Here is a 15,386-nt window from a genome sequence, read left to right as displayed (position 1 = left end):
CACGTGGACACCACGGCGAACGGACCGACCCGGGTGCCCCCGCACGACGGCGGGGGCACCCGGGTCGTCCTGGACGGAACCACCCTCACGGCCGGCGACCTGGTCGCGCTCGCCGACGGCACCGCCGTGCCCGCCGTGGCCCCCGGGGCCCGCGCCCGCGCCGTACGCTCCTGGCGCTCCGCCCAGCGGCTCGCCGCCACCGGCCGCCTCTACGGCCGCGGCACCGGCGTCGGCGCCCAGCGCTCGGTGGCGGTCGCGCCGGACGACGAGGCGGCCCACGGCCTGCGCCTGCTGCGCAGCCACGCGGGAGGCGCCGGCGACCTGCTGCCCGCCCGGCAGGTCCGCGCCCTGCTCGCGGTACGCGCCAACCAGCTCCTGGCCGGCGGCTCCGGCATCCAGCCCGCGTTCGTCGACGCCCTCACCGACGCCCTGCGCCTCGGCGTCCACCCGGCGGTCAACGAGTACGGCGGGGTCGGCACCGGCGACCTCACCGCCCTGGCCCAGACCGGGCTCACCCTGATCGGTGAACGCCCCTGGCTGGACACGCGGCGCGAGCACCCGGCCGACCTGCCCCCGGACGGCCTGCCGGCCCCGGTCACCCTGCGGCCGGGCGACGCGCTCGCCCTGCTCAGCAGCAACGCCCTCGCCCTCGGCCAGGCCGCGCTCGCCTGGCACGACCTCGACGTCCTGCTGCGGGCCACCCACGCGGTGGCCGCCCTGTCCCTGGCCGCGGTGTCGGGCTCACCCGAGGCCTACGCCGCCCCCGTGCACGCCCTGCGCCCCTACCCCGGCGCCGCGCGTGCCGCCGCGGAGGTGCGCCGGTTGCTCGGTCTGCCCGACCGGCCGCCCGGCCCGGGCCGACGCATCCAGGACCCGTTCGGCTTCCGGGCCTTCCCCCAGGCGCACGGCTGCGCCCTGGACGCCGCCGACCGGCTGCGCACGGTGGTCGAGGTCGAGATCAACTGCCCCACCGAGAACCCCCTGGTGGCGCCCGACGGCTCCGGCGCCTACCACCACGGCGGCTTCTTCGCCGCGCCCCTCGCGCTCGCGCTCGACGGGCTCGACCTGGCGCTGCTGCAGACCGCGCAGCTCTCCGCCGCCCGGCTGACCGCGCTCGGCGATCCCGGGCTGACCGGGCTGACGCCGTTCCTCGCCGTCGGTCCGGCCGGCAGCTCCGGCACGATGATCCTGGAGTACGCCGCCCACTCGGCGCTGGCGGAGCTGCGGGCGAGCGCCGACCCCGCCTCCGCCGGGCACGCCGTCCTGTCCCGGGGACTGGAGGAGGCCGCCAGCTTCGCCGGCCAGGCCGCCCGCCAGACCCTGCGCGCGACCCGGGCCTACGCCACCGTCCTGGCCTGCGAACTGGTCGCCGCCGTACGGGCCTTGCGGCTGCACCCGGTGCCACCACCGGTACCCGCCTTCACCCTGGCGGCGGCCGCGCTTCCCGCGGGCACGGACGACCGCCCCCTGACGGGCGACGTGACGACGGCCACCGAACTGCTGCCCGCGCTGGCGGAGTTGTGAGGGGCGGCTGCTGCCCGGACGTTCGGGAAATCGGGTGGGGGTGTGCCCCGCCCGCTGGCTGGGCTCACCTCCCGTGAACCGACGGCGGCAGAAGAAGCTCACCCGACGCCTCGTCGCGGCCGTGCTGTGCGAGGACGGCCGGGCCGTCGACGCGCTGCTGCGGGCCGGCGCCGACCCGGGCGCCGCCGACGCGGACGGCGTGACCCCGCTCTACACCGCCTGTGTCCAGGGCAGCGCGGACACCGCCCGGCGACTGCTGCGGGCCGGGGCGCCCCCGGACGCGGAGAGCGGCGGCACGGGCGCGGACGGCACACCGCTGTGCGCGGCCGCCTGCTGGGGCCACACCGAGACGGTCCGCACCCTGCTCACCCACGGCGCCGACCCCACCCTCCGCGAGGACGAGGGCACGGGGCGCACCCCGCTGGAGTGGGCGCGCGAGGGCGCGCACGCGGAGACCGTCGCGGTGCTGCTCGCGGCGGGCGCGGGCTGACCGGCCCTCGTCAGAACTCCGTCGGAGAGGCGTCAGACCTTCGTCAGGTCCGCCCCGTCCGCCGACCTCGCCCGCCTGCGCGCCCGGCGGCCGCGGCGGGGCTCCTGGTCGGGGAGCCAACCGAAGGCGAGGCAGCTCCCCGTCACCCCGAGCAGCAGACCGACGAAGAAGCCGCCGAGGTTCGAGGTGACCCAGGTGCCCAGGGAGAGCAGCACTCCGGTGATCGAGTAGAACAGCCGCTGCGCCGGGTTGAAGAGGATCAGCAGGCCCAGGAGCAGCATCAGGCCCGGCAGGAGGTAACCCGCCAGGCCCTGCATGCCGATGTGCAGGACGACCTTCAGGGACGCCTTCTCGGTGAGCAGGATCCAGCCCCCGCCCAGGGCGAGCAGCAGCCCGCCCCAGAACGGCCGCCGGGCCCGCCAGTGCCGGAAGGCGGGCCGCAGTCCCTGACGCGGACGGTCGGCCGTGGTCATCAGCACCCCGAGCTGCTGAAGCTCAGTTTGAGGCCCGGCAGCTTGAACACGCCCGCCGTGGTCGCGTAGTTGACCTGGCGCAGGTTGGCGATGCGGACCGTGTCGGCCTGCTGGCTGAACACGCCGATCGGCCCCTTCACGCCGGCCTTGGTCAGGGTGCTGGCGTCGTTGCCGATCTCGATGTTGTCGAAGGAGGCGTTGCCGGACAGCTCGGTGGAGTCCGTGGTCAGGTCGGTCGCCTTCACCTTCTGCGAACCGGAGCCGGCCTGGATCTTCAGGTTGGTGCCGCCGAGGTCGACGCTCTGGCACAGCTTGGTGAGGGTGGCGTTCTTGATGGCGGAGGTCACCACGAGCACCTGCCCGCCCGTGTCACCGGCGTTGGGGCTGCCCTCGGCCATGTTGTCGAGCGAGCCGAACTGCTCGAAGCCGGTACCGGTCAGGTCCGTCGCGGTGACCGTGAAGGGCATGCCGGAGATCGCGAACTGCACCCCCAGCGCGCCTTGGGCGGTGAGGACCGCGAGTCCTGCGGCGACCAGGGTCGCGGGCACCGCCATGACGGCGGCCCGGCGCATCCGCACCCGGCCGCGCCGTTCTTCGGAACCGCTTTCCGGGTTCCCGGGTGTGCTGTCGGCGGACGACGTGACGTCCGAGGACGAGGCCATGTCTGCTCCCATGGGCATAGTCATGCGGGTTGGGCATCAGTGGCGCGTTGTCCTGGCGCGGACACCGGCTGCCGCGTGCGACTCCTCACAACTCCCGGATTCGCAAGGGCTTTCTCGTTACGCGGCAGTAGCCATTTCGGAAGTTACCGATGGTTACACCGAGGGGTCAAGGGAGATGTGGAAAAACGGTGTTCATGGCGTGTCCCCCGGGGGGCACCCACCGGAACGGGTCGCGCGCATATATCTGTCAGTCCGTCAACTCACGTGATCGACACGTGCGTTGAGGCTTGACGCCGTTCCACGGCAGGTCTACAACTGCCCCAGGCCGACTCCGCGGGCACCGCCCCGGCCGGCCCGGATCCGTGGCGCCGGATCCCCCACGCGGCAGGACGGCCGCGTTTCCCGGACGCACCTCAGCACGGGCGGATTCGCCCCTGAGTCCGTACTTCACCCTTTCCACGGCGACGGCCGCGACCGCTTTCCCCCGCGGCCGCGCCCGTACGTCCCGTTCCGCCCGGCCCGGCCGGGGGCGACTCCCCAGGTGGCCCCCGGACGGTCACCGGCCGGCTGCCGTTGCCGGTCCGTCGCGTACGGAGAAGGCGTGACGAGCCGGCAACGGCCGGCGCCGCGGACCACGTCCGTGTCCGCACCGTTCGGCGCTCTCGGCGTTCTCGGTGTTCTCAGCGTTTCAGCGTTCTCCCCAACCCTCACACGAAAGAGGCACCCGCATGCGTGCACGCTCCTTCCTGGCCGTCGCCGGTACGGTCGCCGCGCTCTCGATCCCCGCCATCACCCCGGCCTCCGCGGCCGGCAACGTCCTGACGACCGGGAGCGCCGGCGGCACCGCCGTCGCCGCGGGTGACGTCGTCACGGCCCCGCTGGCCTCCGGCACCAGTGCCACCCTCTACTCCAGCGCCACCGGCACCAGCGGCGTGGTCTGTGCCACGTCCCAGTTCACCGCGGCCATCAACACCAACCCCGCCGCGCCCGGGACGGCCACCGAGTCCGTCACCGCCCACACCTTCAGCAACTGCACCAGCAACGTCACCGGCGTGCTCGGCGTGAACAGCATCACCGTCAACAACCTGCCCTACCAGTCCACCGTGGCCTCCAACGGCACCGTCACCGTGACCGCCGCCTCCGGCTCGACCATCCAGACCACGGTCGTGCTGCGCACCCTGCTGGGCACCGTCACCTGCGTCTACCGGGTGCCCGGCCTGACCGGCACCGCCGGCAACGCCGACAACAGCATCACCTTCTCCAACCAGCAGTTCACCAAGGTCTCCGGCTCGTCCCTGTGCTTCGCCAACGGCTACTTCACCGCGAAGTACGCCCCGGTGACCGACAACGGCGCCAAGGTCTTCGTCAACTGACCTGCCGGCGCACCGCGTTCCACCCTTCACGCCCCCGGCCTCCGGGCCGGGGGCGCTCAGCGCCGCCTCAGCCGGGCGGCCAGGGCGGCACCGCCGGTGAGCACCAGCACCGCCGCGGCGCCGCCGGCCAGCAGCGGGGCGGAGGGCCCGCCGCCGGCCTCCCGCGAGACGGCGGCCACCGGTGTGCTCCCGGCGGCCGACCGCTCCGCGGGAGCGCCCGACGCCGGGGAGGCCGCCGTGGCGCCCTGGGCCGAGGGTCCGCTCGTCCGCCGGTCCGCCGCCCGCGCGCTCACCGACGGGCTCGCCTGCGCGCCGCCCCCGCCGCTCCGGTCGCCGCGCGCCGACGGCGCACCCGCCCCGGCCGTGGGCGACGCCGCCCGCGCCTGCGGGAACACCACGTCCGCGCACGAGTAGTAGGTGTCGGGCGTACTGCTGTTCTGCCACACGGTGTACAGCACCTGACGGCCCGTACGGTCGGCGGGCAGCTTCGCGGTGAGGTGGTAGGCGCCGTCGCGCAGCGCCGGGTCGGTGATCTCGGCGAACGGGCGCCGGGGCAGGTCGTCCCAGGTGAGCGGCTGCGCGGGATCGTAACCGGGCTCGGTCAGGTACAGCCTGAACGTGCCGGTGTGCGGGATCGTCGACGCGTACGTCATCCGCAGCGTCCCGCCCGGCGTGAGCCGCGTCGCCGGCCAGTCCCCGCGGGCCAGGTCGAGCCCCCGGTACGCGGGCAGGCCCCCGCTGCACAGCTCGCCGTCGGGCACCACCTGCCGGTCGCGGCCGTCGACGCCCGCCACCCGCAGGTCGTCCCACGCAGTGAAGGGGCCCCCGTTGGCCGCCACCGCGGCCCGGCACGCCGCCGTCCGCGACGCCGCACCCCCCTCGGGCGAGCAGGCGTACACCCGGCTGACCGGATCGGTGGGCGCGCCGTGCGCCAGGGCCGGGCCCGCCGCGCCCACGGTGAGCAGGGCGGGACCCAGGGCGGCGGCCGCCAGGAGGGCGAGCGGGCGGACTGCGGTCATCCGGGGCATCGGGCGTCTCCTCGGCCGGCGCGGGAACGGTCACCCCAGCAGTACGGCGGCGGCCCCCGGCGCGTTCACGGCGCCCGTCGCCGACACCCCCTAGGAGGCCGCCCGCTCCTCCTTCTCCGGCTTCTCCTCCACCGACGCCAGCACCCGGGCACCCCGGTCGGCGCGGGCGTCCAGACCCGGGAGCAGGCCCGGTACCGCGATGCTCGGCAGGATGTGCGCCCACATGACCGCGAGCCGTTCGGCGAGGTCGGCGCGGCCCGTGAGCGCCCGCGCCATGAGCTGCACCCCGGTGAAGCACCCCACCAGCAGCTCCACCGTGTCGCGCGGCCTGACCGTCGGCAGCAGCTCGCCGCGCTCCTGCGCCAGCCGGAGCAGCTCGGTGAGCCGGTCGGCCCACTGCCGGAACGGCTCGCCGTGGTCGACCCCGGCCGGCGTCTCCTGGTCCACGGCCAGCCGCACGCTGCCGCGCAACAGCGCGTTGCCCAGCAGTTGCTGCCCCACCACGAACGTCATGTCGATGACTTCCTGCAGCTTGCACGGCTGCGGCGGCACGGCCCCGAAGGAGACCTGCGACTCCACCACGGCCTGCGCCAGCGACTCCTTCGAGGGGAAGTGGAAGTACAGGGCGCCCTTGGTGACGTCGGCCCGCTCCAGGACCATCGAGATGGTGGTCGATGCGTAGCCGTGCTCGTCGAAGACCGCGCCGGCCGCTTCCAGGATCGCCCTGCGCGTCCTGATGGCGCGCTCTTGTTTTGCCATAAGAGCCCCTTCACGGCGCCGAGTTGACCGGGCCCCCGCGATCGCCCGCGGCTTCGGCCCGATCATAGGATGCCGTCGACTGATCTCGTCGAAAAACAAACCGGTCGCCTCGTACCCTAACGCCCGACGGAGGGACGGCTCACCGTCGGCCGTGACCCGCGGGGGGCCGTAGGGAGAGAGATGACCCGACCGCGGCAACCCGCCGACCCACCGTCCCTGACCGCGACGGTTCCCCGCCAGCTCGTCCACCGCGCGGCCGTCGCGGAGACCCTTCCCACCGGCTGGCGCAAGGACTCCACGGACCACTTCACCGTAGCGGCGCAGTGGCCGCGTGCTCACGGGTTACACGTGTCGCCGGACTGGACGGCCTACGACCCGCTGCTCGTGGTCGAGACCGTCCGGCAGGCCGGCACGCTGATCGCGCACGCCGAGTACGGGGTGCCGCTGGGCCACCAGTTCGTCCTGCAGGAGTTCCACACCCTCACCCACCCGAAGGAACTGGCCGTCGGACGGCTGCCGGCCGAACCCGAGCTCGAACTCGCCTTCACCGAGGTCCAGTACCGGGGCCGGCGCCCGGCCGGCGCCCGCTACACCGCACGGGTCCTGCGCGAGGGTGCCGTGGTGGCGACCGCCGACGTCAGCTTCACCTGTGTCGCCGAGGCCGTCTACCGGCGGCTGCGCGGCGGCCGCACCCCGGACTCGGTCACCGCCCTGCCCGTGCCGCCGGGCGTCGCACCGGCCGCGGTGGCGCGTGCCCTGCCCTCGGACGTGGTCCTCGCCGCGACCGGCGCAACCGACCGCTGGCAGCTCCGAGTTCATACCGCACATCCCGTTTTCTTCGATCACCCGCTGGACCACGCCCCGGGGATGCTCCTGCTGGAGGCGGCCCGCCAGGCCGCGTTCCTCACCACGGGCGGCACGCGGGCCCCCTCGGAGTACGAGGCGTCCTTCCACCGGTACGCCGAGCTGGACGAACCGCTCTGGATCGAGGCGCGGGACGACGGCACGGGCGTCGTCCAAGTGACCGGGACACAGGCCGAGTCGGCTGTCTTCACCTGCCGCGTGGGCACCGAAGCGAGGTGAGTTATGGTGGACAGGGGGTAGGAAACAAACGGCATGACCCGTTCTTTGCGGCCCAGGAGAGCACCGGATGGCGAGGCAGTTACGCGCCGAACAGACGCGCACGACGATCATCACGGCCGCGGCCGACCTGTTCGACCGTCACGGCTACGAGTCGACCAGCCTCAGCGACATCGTCGAGCACGCCCGAGTCACCAAGGGCGCCCTGTACTTCCACTTCGCGGCCAAGGAGGACCTGGCCCACGCGATCATGGAGCTGCAGTCGCAGGCCTCCCGCCGGGTCGCCTGCGAGATCGACGACCGGGGCTACTCGTCGCTGGAGTCGCTGATGCGGCTGACGTTCGGCATCACGCGGCTGTCCGTGGAGGGCCCCGTGGCCCGCGCCGGGCTGCGCCTGGCCACCGGGGAGGTCGCGGTGCGCCCGCCGCTGCGGCACCCGTTCGCCGAGTGGCTGGAGCTGATCTCGCGGGGCCTGGCGGGCGCGGTCCGCGAGGCGGACGTGCACCCGGACATCGACGTCGACGCCGTGGCCCACTCCCTGGTCTGCTCGTTCGTCGGCACCCGGGTCGTCACCCGCACCCACGAGCCGCCGACGCGACTGCCCCGGCGGATGGCCGAGATGTGGTACGTCCTCATCCGCGGCCTGGTACCGGTGCCGCGCCGGCCGCGCTACCTGTCCCTGGCGACGCGGCTGGAGCGGGAGGTCATGGCAGTGTGCGCGGTCTGAGGGGGGGCGCGCGAGCGCCTGAACCGGCGCGCGCCCCACCCCACGCTACGGTGATCGGCATGCACCACGATCCCGCCCCGCCCGTCCTCCGCGGCGACGAACCCGGCTCCTTCCCGCACGGTGTCCTGGCCGAGCGGCACCCGGCGATCATCGAGCAGGTGCGCGGTGCGTTCCCGTACGGCCCCGAGGTCCACCGCGCGCTGGACGCCCTGCGGGAGAGCTGCCTGCACGGCGTTCTGGAACCGCTCCCCGACGACGCGCACGACCAGCGGCGGTGGCGGGAGTGGGGCGTCGGCGCCGTCCTCGGCCGCTCCTGGTTCGACGTACCGTGGCTGTGGTCGGAGAGCTGGTTCTACCGCCGGCTCCTGCACGCCGTCGGCTACTTCGCCCCCGGCCCCTGGCAGGGCATCGACCCCTTCCGGCCGTTCAAGCTCGCCGAGCTCGACAGCCCCGGGACCCGCGAGGAACTGGCCGCCCTGGACGCCCTCGCGCGGCGCCCCGCCGCCGAGCGCGCCGAGGCCCTGCTGCACGGCTCGCTCTGGGGCAACCGCGCCGACCTCGGGTTCCGGCTCTCCGACGCGCAGGCCGAGGACCGCGCCGCCGCACCGGGACTGGTCGCCGACGACAGCGCGCGGCTGTGGCCGCTGCTCACCGGCCGGGGCACGCTCTGCCTGGTCGCCGACAACGCGGGCCGCGAACTGATCCCCGACCTGCTGCTCGTCGCCCACCTCCTGGCCGAGGGACGCGTCGAACGGGCGGTCCTGCACGTCAAGCCCTACCCGTACTACGTCTCCGACGCCACGACCGCCGACCTCGTCGACGCCCTGCGCACCCTCACCGCCGCGCCCGGTGAGGCCGCCGCGTACGGACACGTCCTGTGGTCCGCGATGACCGACGGCACGCTCGCCGTGCGCGCCCACCCCTTCTGGGCGTCCCCGCTGCCGTTCGAGGACCTGCCCGCGGACCTGCGCGCGCAGTGCGCCGCCGCCACGCTCACCGTCGTCAAGGGCGACCTCAACTACCGTCGCCTGGTGGGCGACCGGCGCTGGCCGCCGACCACCTCCTTCGCCGACGTCACCGCCCACTTCCCGGGCCCGGTCGCCGCTCTGCGCACCCTCAAGTCCGACGTGATCACCGGCCTCGACCCGGACACCGAGCGGGCCCTGGTCGCCGCCGAGGGCGGGCGCTGGCGCACCGGCGGCACCCACGCGCTGATCCAGGTACGCGACTGAGGCGCCCGGCGACGCCCGCCGGGTGACGGTCCGCCCACAGCAACGGGCGCCCGAACGCAAGGAGTTCCGCCCGATTCACGCGATGGTGTGATCATGTGCCCTGCCGTGGATGCCCGTCACGGGCCCTGGGTAGCCCCCGGCCATGACGCAGCCGTTTCACCTCCCGCACTTCTACATGCCGTATCCCGCGCGGCTGAACCCGCACGTGGACGCGGCGCGGGCGCACTCCACGCGGTGGGCGCGCGACATGGGCATGCTCGAGGGGTCCGGCGTCTGGGAGCAGGCCGACCTCGACGCCCACGACTACGGCCTGCTGTGCGCCTACACCCACCCCGACTGCGACGCCGACGCGCTGTCGCTGATCACCGACTGGTACGTGTGGGTGTTCTTCTTCGACGACCACTTCCTCGACATGTACAAGCGCACCCAGGACCGCGCCGCGGGCAAGGCCCACCTGGACCGGCTGCCGCTGTTCATGCCCGCCGACCCCGGCGCGGCCGTCCCCGAGCCGCAGAACCCCGTCGAGGCGGGCCTCGCCGACCTGTGGGCGCGCACGGTGCCCGCCATGTCGGCCGGCTGGCGCCGCCGCTTCGCCGTCGCCACCGAGCACCTGCTCAACGAGTCGATGTGGGAGCTGTCCAACATCAACGAGGGACGGATCGCCAACCCCGTCGAGTACATCGAGATGCGCCGCAAGGTGGGCGGCGCCCCCTGGTCGGCGGGGCTCGTGGAGTACGCCACCGCCGAGGTCCCCGCGTCCGTGGCCGGCACCCGGCCGCTGCGGGTGCTGATGGAGACCTTCTCCGACGCCGTCCACCTGCGCAACGACCTGTTCTCCTACCAGCGCGAGGTCGAGGAGGAGGGCGAGAACAGCAACGGCGTGCTCGTCCTGGAGACGTTCTTCGGCTGCACCACCCAGGAGGCCGCCGACACCGTCAACGACATCCTCACCTCACGCCTGCACCAGTTCGAGCACACCGCCCTCACCGAAGTGCCCGCGCTCGCGCTGGAGAAGGGACTCGGCCCGGACGAGGCCGCCGCCGTCGCCGCCTACACCAAGGGACTGCAGGACTGGCAGTCCGGCGGCCACGAGTGGCACCTGCGCTCCAGCCGCTACATGAACCAGGGGGCCGTGTCCGCGTCCGCGCCCTGGCAGCGGCTCACCGGACCCGGCACCTCCGCCGCGGACGTGGGCGCGCTGCTCGCCTCGGCCGCCGCGGAGCGGCTGCGCGCCCACGCGCACGTGCCGTACCAGAAGGTCGGCCCCGCACGGCTGCCCGAGTTCCGCATGCCGTTCCCGCTGCGGCTCAGCCCGCACCTGGACCGGGCCCGCGCCCGCCTGCTCGCGTGGACCCGCGGCACGGGCATGCTCTCCGAGGGCGTGTGGGACGAGGACAGGCTCGCCTCCTGCGACCTCGCCCTCTGCTCGGCCGGCCTCGACCCGGACGCCACGCCCGAGGCCCTCGACCTGAGCGCCGCCTGGCTCGCCTTCGGCACCTACGGCGACGACTACTACCCCCTGGTGTACGGGCACCGCCGCGACCTGGCCGCGGCCCGGCTGACCACGGCCCGCCTGTCGGCGTGCATGCCGCTGGACGCGGCGGACGCGGTGCCCGTCGTCCCGGCCAACGCGATGGAACGCGCGCTGGTCGACCTGTGGGCGCGCACCACGGCGGACATGACCACCGAGCAGCGGCGCACCCTGAGGTCCGCGGTCGACGCGATGACCGAGAGCTGGGTGTGGGAGCTGTCCAACCAGCTGCAGAACCGCGTCCCCGACCCGGTCGACTACCTGGAGATGCGCCGCTCCACCTTCGGCTCGGACCTCACCCTGAGCCTGTGCCGGATGGGCCACGGGCCCGCGATCCCAGCGGAGGTCCACCGCAGCGGACCCGTGCGCTCCCTGGAGAACGCCGCGACCGACTACGCCTGTCTGCTCAACGACGTGTTCTCGTACCAGAAGGAGATCGAGTACGAGGGCGAGATGCACAACGCGATCCTCGTCGTGCAGACCTTCTTCGGCTGCGACTACCCGACCGGACTGCGGATCGTGGCCGACCTGATGAACCAGCGGATGGAGCAGTTCGAACACGTCGTCGCGCATGAACTGCCCGTGCTGTACGACGACTTCGACCTGCCGGCCGAGGGCAGGGCGGCGATGGGCGCCTACGTCGACGACCTGCGCAACTGGATGGCCGGCATCCTCAACTGGCACCGCAACGTGGACCGTTACCGCGCCGACTACCTGGCCCGGCGCACCCACGGCTTCCTGCCCGACCGCCCGCCCGTGGTGCCGGCGCCCGCCCACCGGGTCACCGCCTGACCGGCGCCGTCCGGCTCGCGTGCTCGACGGCGGCGCGCGCCAGGCCCCGGATCATCGGGTGCGGGCGCGTGCCGTCGCCGTACAGCTCCGGCTGGAACAGCGAGGCCAGGTAGAACGGGTGGCCGGGCAGTTCCGCGACCCGCACCTGACCGGCGCCGTCCCGGCCGGAGAAGCGCAGCCCGTGGGCGCGCAGCGTGTCGAGGTGCCGGCTCGGGCCGTAATGGCAGGAGTAGCGCTCCACCGAGCGTTCCGCGCCGAACACGGCGCGCGCCAGCGACCCCGGCTCCAGCACGACGGTGTCCTCGTGGCCCGCCAGGGAGCAGGCCAGCGGCTCGATCAGGAAGTCCTCGGCGTCGGGGTCGTTCTCGGCGTGCGCCACCTCCGTCAGGCCGCAGGCGCCGCGCGCGAACTCCAGCAGGGCGTGCTGGAACCCGCCGCACGTACCCAGGAACGGGACGCCGTCCTCCCGCGCGGTGCGGATCGCGGCGAGCACCCCGGCCTCGCTGCGGTACGGGCTGCCCGGGACCACCCACACCGCGTCGAAGCCCCGGACCGAACCGGGCTCCTCGGCGTCCTCGGAGGGGATCCAGTAGGGGTCGAGCACCAGCCGGTCCCGGGCGGCCAGCGACTCCAGCAGGAGCGGGATGCGGGTGTGGGAGACGACGTGGGGGGAGCGGTCGCCGACGAGGGCGACCTTGGCGATCTGAGCTGCGCTGTCGGTCATGCGGACCATCCTGGGCAGCCGCCCGGCTTCACGTCCAACGATGATTGACGGTCGCCCCATAAGCAGCGCTGATGCGGCCGGTGGAATGCTGGGGGCGTGGACCCGCACCTCCTGCGCACGTACGTCACCGTAGCCCGCCTCGCCTCCTTCTCGGCGGCCGCCCGGGCCCTCGGCTACACCCAGTCCGCCGTCTCCCAGCACATCGCCGCCCTCGAACAGGACCTCGGCGCCGCGCTGCTCACCCGCCGCCCCGTCGCGCCCACCCCGGCCGGCGAACGGCTGCTGGAACACGCGGAGCCGCTGCTGCTGCGCCTCGACGCGGCCCGCGCCGACGTGGTGCGGATGGCCGGGGCGCCCGCGTACGGCCTGACGCTCGCCGCCTCCGCGACCGCGCTCGGTCCCCGGGTGCTGGCCGCGCTGCCGCCCGCAGGCGTCACCGTGCGCGTGCTCGCCCGCGACGACGTCCCCGCGGCCGTCGCCGCCGGGACGGCCGACCTGGGCCTGGTCGACGGGCTGGCCGCCCCCAGCGACCCGCTGCGGCTGCCCGACGTGGCACCGCTGACCACGTACGGCGTGGCGGAGGAGCCGGTGCGGGTGCTCCTGCCCGCCGCCCACCCGCTCGTCCACCGCCGCGGCCTGCGGCTCGGCGACCTCGCCGACGCGCGCTGGCTCGACGCCCCCGACACCGGCCTGCCCCTGGCCCAGCTCCGCGCCGCCAACGGCGGCCACGGCTTCCGCCCGGCCCTGCGCTACGACGGAACGGACGTACGCGTCCTGGTCGCCCTGGTGGCCGCGGGCCACGGCCTGACCCTCCTGCCCCGCACGGCGACCGCCCCCACCCCCGGCACGACCGCGATCCCCCTCACCGAACCCCGGGTGGTCCACCGCACCGAACTCCTCCACACGTCCACCCCACCGGAAGCGGCCCGCAGACTGACGCAATCCCTCTCCCCGCGGACCTGACCACCCCTCAGGCGCGGGGAACTGCGCGACCGGCCCCACGCACCCGCAGACGAAGACGAGGGACCACCCCCACGCACCCAGTCTCACTCGTTCGTGTCCCGTGCCGCGCCGCCCTGCAGGGTAGAGCACCACCCGGAGGCGATCCCATGGAACAGACCGCGTTGCGTCCCAAGCCCATGCCCGGCCAGGAGCCCGCCGGCGACCCCCGCGGCGGTGACGCCGGGGCCAGGCCCGGCCCCCCGACCCCCCGCCCGCACGCCGCGCGCCGCCGCGGCCGGCGGCTGACCACCCTGCTGCTGGGCCTGTTCGCCGGCGTCGTCCTGGTGCTGACCGGCGTCGGGCTGGGCACCGTGGGGGCCACGGTGATCGGCATGAGCGAACTGGCCGAGCTGCAGCACCAGGCGGCGGCCCACGGCGCCCTCGCCGCCGGGGCGCCCACCGGCACCCGTACCGGCCCGGCGCACACCGCCCCGCCCGCCCCCGCGCCCGCCCGGGCCACCCTCGGTGTCGAGGCCGTGGACGCGTACAAGGCGGGCGCCAAGATCATCGCCGTTCACGTGCCCGGCCCCGGCTACACGGCGGGGCTGGTCCGCGGCGACGTCGTGCTGTGGTGCGGCCGGACCCGCGTCGAGACGGCCGCCGACCTCGCCCGGGCCGTCGCGGCCACCGACCCCGGCAAGAAGGTCACGCTCACCGTGCGCCACCGCAGCGGCGGCTACCAGCAGCTCGCGGTGGTTCCGGGCGTCGTGACGTGACCGGCCCGGTCCCGTGGGCCCGAACTCCGCCGACCGGCTCGCGCCGCTCCCTCGGGCCGGGCAGGATGCTGCCCGTAGTCCCACACGTCTCACCTGGGAGCCCGGATGACCGGCAGCACGCCTTCGCCCTTCACCGCCGACGACTACCGGGCCCGAATGGAGCGGGCGGTCCGCGCGGCCGGTGACGCCGGTCTCGCCGGACTCCTCGTGGCCCCGGGCCCGGACCTGGTGTGGCTCACCGGGTACGCGCCGCCCGCGGTGACCGAGCGGCTCACGTTGCTGGTCCTCGCCCCCGGCCACGACCCCGTGCTCGTCGTCCCCGCCCTGGAGGCCCCCGACGCCGCCCGCGCCCCCGGCGCGTCCGCGCTGAGCCTGCGGGACTGGACCGACGGCAAGGACCCGTACGCCGCCACCGCGGCCCTCCTCGCGGACGGCGGCCGGTTCGGCATCAGCGACAACGCCTGGGCGCTGCACCTGCTCGCCCTCCAACGGGCCCTGCCCGGCTCCTCTTACGCCTCCCTCACCGACGCCCTGCCGATGCTGCGCGCCGTCAAGGACGCCAGGGAGCTGGAGCTGATGGCGGCGGCGGGCGCGGCGGCCGACGCGGCGTTCGAGGAGATCCGCACCGTGCGCTTCGCCGGGCGCCGGGAGTCCGACGTCGGCGCGGACCTCGCCCGGCTGCTGCGCGAGCACGGGCACGAACAGGTCGACTTCACCATCGTCGGCTCCGGGCCCAACGGCGCCGACCCGCACCACGAGATGGGGGAGCGGGTCATCGAGCACGGCGACATGGTCGTCCTGGACTTCGGCGGCCTGAAGGACGGCTACGGCTCCGACACCACCCGCACCGTCCACGTCGGCGAGCCCACCGAGGAGGAGCGCCGGGTGCACGACGTCGTCCGCGAGGCCCAGGAGGCCGGCTTCCGCGCGGTGCGCCCGGGCGTCGCCTGCCAGGAGGTCGACCGGGCCGCCCGCGCGGTCGTCACCGACGCCGGGTACGGCGCGTACTTCATCCACCGCACCGGTCACGGCATCGGCGTCACCACCCACGAGCCGCCGTACATGATCGAGGGGGAGGAGCAGCCGCTCGTGCCCGGGATGTGCTTCTCCGTGGAACCCGGCATCTACCTGCCCGGCCGCTTCGGGGTGCGCATCGAGGACATCGTCACGGTCACCGAGGACGGCGGGCGCCGGCTCAACGACACGACGCGCGAGATGGTGGTGGTCGACTGACGCGAGGACGCGGCGAGCGAGGAGCGCCGGGGGCCGGCGG

Annotated in this window: 15 protein-coding genes; 10 read left to right on the top strand and 5 right to left on the bottom strand. The window is 74.5% G+C overall.

What is annotated here, in order from left to right:
* Positions 1-3: 3 nt before the first annotated feature.
* Positions 4-1,524, top strand: coding sequence for an aromatic amino acid lyase (locus tag E4U92_RS06835; protein ID WP_137299336.1), 1,521 nt, complete (start codon positions 4-6; stop codon positions 1,522-1,524).
* 73 nt (positions 1,525-1,597) lie between these two features.
* The gene (locus E4U92_RS06830) at positions 1,598-2,014 is read left to right on the top strand and encodes an ankyrin repeat domain-containing protein (protein WP_137299335.1); all 417 of its coding nucleotides are present in this window, start codon (positions 1,598-1,600) and stop codon (positions 2,012-2,014) included.
* Positions 2,015-2,046: 32 nt separating this feature from the next.
* Here E4U92_RS06830 and E4U92_RS06825 read toward each other — a convergent pair whose 3' ends face one another.
* Positions 2,047-2,487 (bottom strand): DUF6114 domain-containing protein, encoded by a 441-nt coding sequence (locus tag E4U92_RS06825; protein WP_174863719.1) that lies wholly within the window; start codon positions 2,485-2,487, stop codon positions 2,047-2,049.
* Positions 2,487-3,149, bottom strand: a complete 663-nt coding sequence (locus E4U92_RS06820; protein ID WP_137299520.1) for a DUF6230 family protein — start codon at positions 3,147-3,149, stop codon at positions 2,487-2,489. The genes E4U92_RS06825 and E4U92_RS06820 overlap by 1 nt, the downstream gene beginning before the upstream one ends.
* A gap of 728 nt (positions 3,150-3,877) precedes the next feature.
* Here E4U92_RS06820 and E4U92_RS06815 point away from each other — a divergent pair.
* The gene (locus E4U92_RS06815; protein ID WP_137299333.1) at positions 3,878-4,522 is read left to right on the top strand and encodes a Tat pathway signal sequence domain protein; all 645 of its coding nucleotides are present in this window, start codon (positions 3,878-3,880) and stop codon (positions 4,520-4,522) included.
* A 56-nt stretch (positions 4,523-4,578) separates the two neighbouring features.
* Here the strand turns inward: E4U92_RS06815 and E4U92_RS06810 are convergent, their stop codons facing one another.
* Together E4U92_RS06810 and E4U92_RS06805 are read right to left on the bottom strand one after the other, a co-directional pair.
* Complete coding sequence (locus E4U92_RS06810) at positions 4,579-5,550, bottom strand: lytic polysaccharide monooxygenase (protein ID WP_137299332.1); 972 nt, start codon at positions 5,548-5,550, stop codon at positions 4,579-4,581.
* Positions 5,551-5,640: 90 nt separating this feature from the next.
* Positions 5,641-6,309: a ScbR family autoregulator-binding transcription factor gene (locus tag E4U92_RS06805; RefSeq protein WP_137299331.1), complete on the bottom strand. Its 669-nt coding sequence runs from the start codon at positions 6,307-6,309 to the stop codon at positions 5,641-5,643.
* Positions 6,310-6,489: 180 nt separating this feature from the next.
* Here E4U92_RS06805 and E4U92_RS06800 point away from each other — a divergent pair, with 180 nt between their 5' ends.
* The 4 genes from E4U92_RS06800 to cyc2 all read left to right on the top strand — a co-directional run bounded on the left by E4U92_RS06800 (position 6,490) and on the right by cyc2 (position 11,671).
* The gene (locus E4U92_RS06800) at positions 6,490-7,392 is read left to right on the top strand and encodes a ScbA/BarX family gamma-butyrolactone biosynthesis protein (RefSeq protein ID WP_137299330.1); all 903 of its coding nucleotides are present in this window, start codon (positions 6,490-6,492) and stop codon (positions 7,390-7,392) included.
* Between the two features lie 67 nt (positions 7,393-7,459).
* On the top strand, positions 7,460-8,116 hold the full coding sequence (locus E4U92_RS06795; RefSeq protein WP_137299329.1) for a ScbR family autoregulator-binding transcription factor: 657 nt from the start codon (positions 7,460-7,462) through the stop codon (positions 8,114-8,116).
* Between the two features lie 59 nt (positions 8,117-8,175).
* Positions 8,176-9,348 carry a damage-control phosphatase ARMT1 family protein gene (locus tag E4U92_RS06790; RefSeq protein WP_137299328.1) on the top strand — a complete coding sequence of 391 codons (1,173 nt, stop codon included), beginning with the start codon at positions 8,176-8,178 and terminating at the stop codon, positions 9,346-9,348.
* 142 nt (positions 9,349-9,490) lie between these two features.
* Positions 9,491-11,671, top strand: coding sequence for a germacradienol/geosmin synthase Cyc2 (gene cyc2 / locus E4U92_RS06785; protein ID WP_137299327.1), 2,181 nt, complete (start codon positions 9,491-9,493; stop codon positions 11,669-11,671).
* Here cyc2 and E4U92_RS06780 read toward each other — a convergent pair.
* On the bottom strand, positions 11,661-12,395 hold the full coding sequence (locus E4U92_RS06780; protein WP_137299326.1) for a CTP synthase C-terminal region-related (seleno)protein: 735 nt from the start codon (positions 12,393-12,395) through the stop codon (positions 11,661-11,663). The genes cyc2 and E4U92_RS06780 overlap by 11 nt on opposite strands.
* A 96-nt stretch (positions 12,396-12,491) precedes the next feature.
* Here E4U92_RS06780 and E4U92_RS06775 point away from each other — a divergent pair, with 96 nt between their 5' ends.
* The 3 genes from E4U92_RS06775 to E4U92_RS06765 all read left to right on the top strand — a co-directional run bounded on the left by E4U92_RS06775 (position 12,492) and on the right by E4U92_RS06765 (position 15,346).
* A complete protein-coding gene (locus E4U92_RS06775; RefSeq protein WP_137299325.1) occupies positions 12,492-13,358 on the top strand; it encodes a LysR family transcriptional regulator in 867 nt (288 codons plus the stop codon).
* Between the two features lie 146 nt (positions 13,359-13,504).
* Positions 13,505-14,113 (top strand): PDZ domain-containing protein, encoded by a 609-nt coding sequence (locus tag E4U92_RS06770; protein WP_137299324.1) that lies wholly within the window; start codon positions 13,505-13,507, stop codon positions 14,111-14,113.
* A 105-nt stretch (positions 14,114-14,218) separates the two neighbouring features.
* Positions 14,219-15,346, top strand: a complete 1,128-nt coding sequence (locus tag E4U92_RS06765; protein ID WP_137299323.1) for an aminopeptidase P family protein — start codon at positions 14,219-14,221, stop codon at positions 15,344-15,346.
* The last annotated feature ends 40 nt before the right edge of the window (positions 15,347-15,386 follow it).

Origin of the sequence: Streptomyces galbus (assembly GCF_005280195.1) — a bacterium.
GTDB classification, from domain to species: domain Bacteria; phylum Actinomycetota; class Actinomycetes; order Streptomycetales; family Streptomycetaceae; genus Streptomyces; species Streptomyces galbus.
This window is presented reverse-complemented; position numbering and strand designations above follow the sequence as displayed.

Excerpts from the sequence above, each read along its gene's own strand:
- E4U92_RS06795 (WP_137299329.1), top strand. The coding sequence starts at position 7,460 with ATGGCGAGGCAGTTACGCGCCGAACAGACGCGCACGACGATCATCACG.
- E4U92_RS06800 (WP_137299330.1), top strand. The coding sequence starts at position 6,490 with ATGACCCGACCGCGGCAACCCGCCGACCCACCGTCCCTGACCGCGACG.
- E4U92_RS06805 (WP_137299331.1), bottom strand. The coding sequence starts at position 6,309 with ATGGCAAAACAAGAGCGCGCCATCAGGACGCGCAGGGCGATCCTGGAA.
- E4U92_RS06770 (WP_137299324.1), top strand. The coding sequence starts at position 13,505 with ATGGAACAGACCGCGTTGCGTCCCAAGCCCATGCCCGGCCAGGAGCCC.
- E4U92_RS06815 (WP_137299333.1), top strand. The coding sequence starts at position 3,878 with ATGCGTGCACGCTCCTTCCTGGCCGTCGCCGGTACGGTCGCCGCGCTC.
- E4U92_RS06780 (WP_137299326.1), bottom strand. The coding sequence starts at position 12,395 with ATGACCGACAGCGCAGCTCAGATCGCCAAGGTCGCCCTCGTCGGCGAC.
- E4U92_RS06790 (WP_137299328.1), top strand. The coding sequence starts at position 8,176 with ATGCACCACGATCCCGCCCCGCCCGTCCTCCGCGGCGACGAACCCGGC.
- E4U92_RS06825 (WP_174863719.1), bottom strand. The coding sequence starts at position 2,487 with ATGACCACGGCCGACCGTCCGCGTCAGGGACTGCGGCCCGCCTTCCGG.
- cyc2 (WP_137299327.1), top strand. The coding sequence starts at position 9,491 with ATGACGCAGCCGTTTCACCTCCCGCACTTCTACATGCCGTATCCCGCG.
- E4U92_RS06820 (WP_137299520.1), bottom strand. The coding sequence starts at position 3,149 with ATGGCCTCGTCCTCGGACGTCACGTCGTCCGCCGACAGCACACCCGGG.
- E4U92_RS06810 (WP_137299332.1), bottom strand. The coding sequence starts at position 5,550 with ATGCCCCGGATGACCGCAGTCCGCCCGCTCGCCCTCCTGGCGGCCGCC.
- E4U92_RS06765 (WP_137299323.1), top strand. The coding sequence starts at position 14,219 with ATGACCGGCAGCACGCCTTCGCCCTTCACCGCCGACGACTACCGGGCC.